Origin of the sequence: Desulfoluna sp., from assembly GCF_030145185.1 — a bacterium.
Taxonomy (GTDB): domain Bacteria; phylum Desulfobacterota; class Desulfobacteria; order Desulfobacterales; family Desulfolunaceae; genus Desulfoluna.
This window is the reverse complement of sequence record NZ_JAQYWB010000031.1, coordinates 59,954-66,490: the sequence shown is the minus strand read 5'-3', so window position 1 is coordinate 66,490 and position 6,537 is coordinate 59,954. Positions and strand designations below refer to the sequence as shown.

Genomic DNA, 6,537 nt, shown 5'->3' with positions numbered 1-6,537 from the left:
CCGTCGGGGGCTGGTTGACGAACACAACGTTGACGGTGGTGGTGGCGGAGCTTTTTGCTCCGTTGTTGTCTGTGACGGTTAATTTAAACGTGAGGGTGGCGCCGTCGGGGCCAATGTCCGGAGCAGTGAACGAGGCGGTGGACGTCGTGGCGCCAGTCAGGGCCGCGGTCGGGGCCTGGGCATCGGGGACCTGTTCCCAGAGCCAGCCGGTGAGGGTGCCGTCGGCGTCGGAAGATCCCGCGCCGTTTAATGTGACCTGGGTGCCTTCATTGACGGTCTGCACTGGCCCGGCTTGGGCCGTCGGTGGCTGGTTGACGAACACAACGTTGACGGTGGTGGTGGCGGAGCTTTTTGCTCCGTTGTTGTCTGTGACGGTTAATTTAAACCTGAGGGTGGCGCCATCGGGGCCAATATCCGGAGCGGTGAACGAGGCGGTGGACGTCGTGGCTCCAGCCAGAGCCACGGTTGGGGCCTGGGCATCGGGAACCTGTTCCCAGAGCCAGCCGGTGAGGGTGCCGTCGGCGTCGGAAGATCCCGCGCCGTTTAATGTGACCTGGGTGCCTTCATTGACGGTCTGCGCTGGCCCGGCCTGGGCCGTCGGGGGCTGGTTGACGAACACAACGTTGACGGTGGTGGTGGCGGAGCTTTTTGCTCCGTTGTTGTCTGTGACGGTTAATTTAAACGTGAGGGTGGCGCCGTCGGGGCCAATGTCCGGAGCGGTGAACGAGGCGGTGGACGTCGTGGCTCCAGCCAGAGCCACGGTTGGGGCCTGGGCATCGGGAACCTGTTCCCATAGCCAGCTGGTAAGGCTGCCATCGGAGTCGATGGAGCCTGTGCCGTTTAATGTGACGCTGGTTCCTTCATCGACGGTTTGCGTGGCTCCGGCGTCAGCTGTTGGACGCTGATTGATATGAACGATATTGACGACGGTGGTGGCGGAGTTAATTGCCCCATCGTTGTCTGTGACGGTTAATTTGAAGGTGAGGATGGCACCGCCGGGGGCAACGTTCGGAGCTGTGAATGAGGCCGAAGAGGTGTTGGCTCCTGCCAGGGACACGGTCGGGGCCTGGGAATCCGGTACCTGTTCCCAAAGCCAGCCGGTGATGGAACCATCGGGGTCGGTGGAACCCGAGCCGTTCAATGTCACGGGGAAGCCTTCATTAATGGTTTGGTCAGGGCCCGGATTGGCAGTGGGGGGGAGGACCGGGGTGATGGTGATCTGTACCCTGTCGGTTGCGGTTGCCCCTTCGTTGTCGGTGACAGTCAGCTCAAATTCCAGGGCGGTTTCCTCGGTCACATCGGGCGCGTTAAACGAAGGCTGGGCGGCCGTGGTACTGGAGAGAATGGTGGTGATATCGGTATAGGAATCCACACGAGCCCAATGATAGGCGGAAATGGATCCATCCGGGTCGGTGGAACCTGAACCGTCCAGCGTAATCAGTGTCGGAATGCCGTTTGCAGTTTCGGGGTGAGCCTGGGCCTGGCCTGCATCCGCAGTGGGCGTGGTGTCTCTGGATATCGCTGAGGTTGTTTTGGTTATTTCATTGGTAAAGTCTGAAGCCTTATAGCAGTTGTTAAAGGCTTTGACGGCGAAATAATAGGTGGTGTTTATTTTGAGTCCAGGCACTGGGTAAATAATGTGAGAAGGAAGAGGCGATGGCTGCATGATGTTAACGCTGCTTTGTGAATATGCTTTTGACTCCGTACCCCAATAAACAACATAGTGTGTCGCCTCGGCGCATGGTATCCATTTTAGTGTGATGTAGTCGACTTCTACGTTGGTAATAGTGATTGTCACGTAGTCGGTATCGGAGTCCCCCTCGTTATTGGTGACGGTAAGTTCAAATTTCAGGGCGGTGTCTGATGTGATATTGGGTGCGTAAAAAGTGGGCTGAGCTGCTGTCGTACTTGAGAGAACCGTTGGCGTGTCCGTGAAAGGGTCTACCCGTAACCATTGGTAAGAACTGATTGTACTGTCAGTGCTGGTAGATGCCGATCCATCTAAAGTAATAACCGTGGGGCTTCCGTTGGTAATTTCAAGATGCGTCTGATCTTTACCAGCATCGGCATTAATTCTTTTTGCCGGGGTGGTTTTTGATACTTCATTGGTAAAGTCCGAAGATTTAGAACAGGCGTTAAAGGCTTTGACAGCGAAATAATAGGTTGTGCCTTTGGCGAGTTCAGTAACGTTATGGGTGATTTGCGACCCAAGGGGGGAGGGCTGTTGGATGCTTTCGCTGTAGCGTGTGTAGTTTTTGGATTCGGTTCCCCAATAAACGACATAGTGTGTTGCCTCGTTGCATGGCGCCCATTTTAATGTGACTTCTGCTGCGTGAACATACATGGGCAGAGAAACCAGAATAGTGAAAACCCAGAGGCAGAGGAGGAAACGGTCACGCATCCGTTGGCGGGTCCCTCTGGGGTTGGCCCCGGTGCAAAAAGAGAAGAATCGCCTTGACAGGCGAGACGGCTGACGTGATTCCAAACGGCTCATGGGATTTTCTCTTTGCGGGGGTTTTGGCATCATGGGTTTCCGTTCATCTGTCATGGGGGGGCGGTGTTTTCGCGGCAGCGGGGACGCAATTCATATTCGGGAGTGACCCCAGAATGGGAAGCCGGGTGTGCTCGGCGATCTGTTTTTCGGATTTGTAGGAGTCGTCCATCAGTTCACGGACGATCTGAATAAAAAGGTACACCAGGATCCCTGCAATAAAGCAGAGGAGGGTGGGCAAGGTTCGGGAAGGGCTCCAGAGGGACCGTGATGAGATAGCCTCATTGACGACCGGGGGGGCGATCTGGGGTGGAGTGAGATGTGACGCCTGCCTTTTGTATCCTTCTTTAATGCGCTCATGCAGGGTGGTGCTGTAGTAGAAGACGATGTGGTTTCCTACTCCTTTATCGTCACCGGTGTAGGTCGTTTTTATTTCAGTGTTTTTGTTCTTCATCGCTTGGAGGGCTGACGTTTCTTGGTATATCGCGTCAACCTCGCCTCGCGAAAGACTCAACCCGTATCCCCTTGGGTAGCCCATGATGCGTTGGGGGTTGAAATTTTCTCTGAGGAATGTTTCCCAGAGGGCAGGGTCCGAGAGAAAGGTCTCGAGGGGGATGTAGCCGGTGGGGGTCCCTGTTTCGGCAATGGGCGCCTCAGCATCGACGGAGAAGGTGGCCGATATGGTGTGAATATTTGGGATAAAGGCCATGATGATGAGGTACGCAAACGTGGGGGTCAGGGCCAGCCAGAAAAAGGCCCGGTTCGCCGATAGACGGTAAAGCAGTCGCTCAAGGAAAAAGATCATGATCAACCTCACGATATCGTGGTTAGCGGTTAGGGGGTGGCGGAGACGTGATTCTTTTGATCCGGCATGAAACGGTGGTTCGGGAGATGGCTCAAAGGGCTTAGAGGATTTCTCCACTGATTGGCAACGATGCCGAGAACCAGAGCTCCGCTTGACTGAAGTGCATAGCAGGCACCTTTGGTCTTTGATCTTGGGGTGACGTGGGTCAGGGAGACCACAATTACGCCATCGGCGGATTTGCTCAGGAGGATGGGATCGTTCATGTTCAGGTTCGTGGGGTAGACAGCGGAGGTGTCGATGAAAATCTGGTCGTATTGATCTTTGGCTTTGTTGATCAGTGCGGCCTGGTCTGTCACGGAACAGGCCTCTTTCCAACTCTCTGTTTTCAAAAAAGCCGCGACGGTCAGAACAGAAAGATCTCCCATTTCCTGGACGTGCGTGACTTTGTCGAGGGGGGGGGGAGATGCGGTGAGTGAGGGGAGGGCGGCAATGCCGAATTGCGTGTGAACCCCGGGGGCAAACCAGTTCCAATCGACCACCAGGACTTTTTTGCCCTTCTCCCGGGCGGCCAGCGCCGCCAGGTTACAGGTCAGGGTTGTTTTTCCTTCCCCCGACCAGCCGCTCGTGATGAGGACGGCCTGGGGCGAGGTTGCCCCCTTCTGTTCAAACAGCACAGAGTAGATGCGTCGCGTTTCAGCACTGCTCCTGAGGGGGGACGGTATGTTGCGGTTGGTCTGGCCCATGATGCATCCTTCGTGTCTGGGGTTGATGTGATGCGCTGATAATGGATTGCCCTTGTTGCAACGGTCTCATCTGGGAGGACCCTTGACCTTGTGTGTCGCAATCGGGTGGGTCCCCGTATTTTTCAGAGACGAATGTTCAGGTAGTGGATTCGATGAGGAAGAACTGGCGTGGCCACGGTTTTATCCCTGCCTGCTGTTGGGCATAATTCCCGTGGGCGTCGCTGTGTGGAGAGATGAATTTTAATGTGTGTTATCCTATAAATATAGTTTAATGTCAGGTTGTTTTCAATGAATATTAATGTGTCATTTATTGTTTCCCAGTCCGTTTTTTCGGCCATTTAAAAGAATGATGTCATTTTATGATAATGGTTTTCCAGGGGACCCCAGGGGCAATAACGAATTCAAAATCTGGAGCGAAGCGATTTCTGGGGTGGGGCCGGCGGTTCGTTGTCCTTTGTTGTTGGGGATATCCTGTTGTGTTATTGGTGTAATCCACGTACATCTGTTTTGTCTTGTGGCATGAAAAACGGGTTAAAATATGTAACCGCCTCTCAGGCGGAGGGTTCGGGAAAGGGAGCGGTAAGGCATGCATGAGAAACGTGGTGTCACCATTACAACGGAAGGCGATGAAGGGGTCGTGTCTCTTCATGGCTCCTGGCGGGAGGCTGGGCCACGGCTTCGGGTTGCTGATTCCCTTAAGACTCTGGGTGCAGTGCGTCGGGTCCGTTTTGAAACGTCGGGGTTGATCAGCTGGGGCTCTCTCCTGGCTGTTTTTGTTAGCAGCCTCGTGGACGCCTTAAAGGCCCGGGACGTAAAGGTGGACGACCAGGCTCTTCCTCAGGGCATGCTGCGGTTGATCGCCCTCGCCGCTCAGGGAAAGGGGCGGGTGGATGACTCAGGGGCCTTGCCCCGTGACTCCTTTCTGATGGGTATGGGGCGGTCAGCCTCTTCTGTGTGGATGGCGGTTCTGGATTTTCTCTCTTTTATCGGCGAGGTGGTCCTGGGGTTTGGCAGGGTCCTGGTCGGTAAAGGGCGCTTCAGGCGTGATGATTTTTTTCTTCTTCTTCAAGACTGCGGGGCATCGGCCCTGCCCATTGTTTCGCTCATCAGTCTCGTCATTGGCGTGATTTTTGCCTTTGTGGGCTCTGTACAGCTGAAGCTGTTCGGGGCCCAGATTTATGTGGCGGATATCGTGGGGCTTGCCATGGCCCGTGAACTTGGGGCCATGATGACGGGGATTATCATGGCGGGTCGCACAGGCGCAGCCTTTGCCGCCCAGCTGGGCACCATGCAGGTCAATGAAGAGGTGGATGCCCTCACCACCATGGGGCTGAATCCCGCCGAGTATTTAGTGGTGCCGAGGATGATCGCGCTGGTTATTATGATGCCGCTGCTTTGTCTGTATGCAGATTTCATTGGCATCGGCGGCGGCATGGCCATCGGGGTGGGGATGCTGGATATTCCCTGGGTTCAGTACTGGCATCAGACCTGTTCCTCTTTGGATGTCACACAGTTTATGCACGGTATTCTCAAAAGCGCGCTTTACGGGGTCATCATCGCCCTGGCGGGATGTTACTACGGCATGCGGTGCGGCCGCAGCGCTTCGGATGTGGGCGGGGCCGTCACCCAGGCGGTGGTTGCAGCCATCGTGGGGATCATCATTGCCGATGGTTTGATCGCTGTGGTGACCAGTATTATCGGGGTATAGAGATGGTAAAAAAAAGTAGAGACACTGCCCCCATCAAGGTGACGGATCTCACCATGGCCTATGGGACGCGGGTGATTCAAAGAGACCTCGATTTTGTGGTGAACCGGGGTGAAATTTTTATCATCATGGGAGGCAGCGGCTGCGGGAAGAGCACCTTGCTCCGCCATCTTGTGGGGCTGAAGGAGCCTGCAAAGGGGAAGGTCTTCCATGGCCGGACCTCCCTGTACGAGGCCTCGGAGAATGAACAGAAGGCCTTGATGCAGCGCATCGGCATTCTTTACCAGAGCGGGGCGCTTTTCAGTTCCATGACCCTTTTTGAAAACGTGGCGCTGCCCCTGTACCAGTACAGCGATTATTCACCGGGCGAAATTCGGGAGCTGGTGATGTTTAAACTCGCCCTGGTGGATCTGGCCGGGTTTGAAAACCATCTCCCCGCCGAGATCAGCGGGGGCATGAAGAAGCGGGTGGGCCTGGCCAGGGCCATAGCCCTTGATCCGGAGATTCTTTTTTTTGATGAACCCTCGGCCGGGCTGGATCCTGTCAGTGCCCGCCGTCTGGACGATTTGATCCTGGAGCTTAAGGCCTCCCTTGGGGCCACCATCGTCGTGGTGACCCATGAACTGGCCAGTATCTTTGCCATTGGGACAGATTCTGTGTTTCTGGATGCCGAGACGAAGACCCTCATCGCCTCGGGCAATCCCCGAGACCTTCTGGCACACTCGAAGGATCCACGGGTGATTCAATTTTTGACACGTGGTGAGGACGGGCATTAGCCTTTTCGGGCACCAGA

5 protein-coding genes are annotated in these 6,537 nt (G+C 55.3%); 2 read left to right on the top strand and 3 right to left on the bottom strand.

All coding sequences use genetic code 11. The annotated features are described in order from the left end of the window. The 3 genes from Q1Q75_RS11800 to Q1Q75_RS11790 form a co-directional block, all read right to left on the bottom strand. Nucleotides 1-2,494, bottom strand: a 2,494-nt coding sequence (locus Q1Q75_RS11800; RefSeq protein WP_300670663.1) for a PKD domain-containing protein, incomplete at its 3' end; no start/stop codon positions are given. Nucleotides 2,495-2,537: 43 nt separating this feature from the next. Next, entirely contained in the window at nt 2,538-3,296 is a 759-nt protein-coding gene (locus Q1Q75_RS11795) for a hypothetical protein (RefSeq protein WP_300670661.1), read from the bottom strand. 29 nt (nt 3,297-3,325) lie between these two features. Beyond that, entirely contained in the window at nt 3,326-4,039 is a 714-nt protein-coding gene (locus Q1Q75_RS11790) for a hypothetical protein (protein WP_300670658.1), read from the bottom strand. A gap of 586 nt (nt 4,040-4,625) precedes the next feature. On the opposite strand from Q1Q75_RS11790, the gene Q1Q75_RS11785 reads away from it, so the two are divergent. Both Q1Q75_RS11785 and Q1Q75_RS11780 read left to right on the top strand, forming a co-directional pair. After that, nucleotides 4,626-5,747 (top strand): ABC transporter permease, encoded by a 1,122-nt coding sequence (locus Q1Q75_RS11785; protein WP_300670656.1) that lies wholly within the window; start codon nt 4,626-4,628, stop codon nt 5,745-5,747. Between the two features lie 2 nt (nt 5,748-5,749). Further along, nucleotides 5,750-6,520 carry an ATP-binding cassette domain-containing protein gene (locus tag Q1Q75_RS11780; RefSeq protein ID WP_300670654.1) on the top strand — a complete coding sequence of 257 codons (771 nt, stop codon included), beginning with the start codon at nt 5,750-5,752 and terminating at the stop codon, nt 6,518-6,520. The last annotated feature ends 17 nt before the right edge of the window (nt 6,521-6,537 follow it).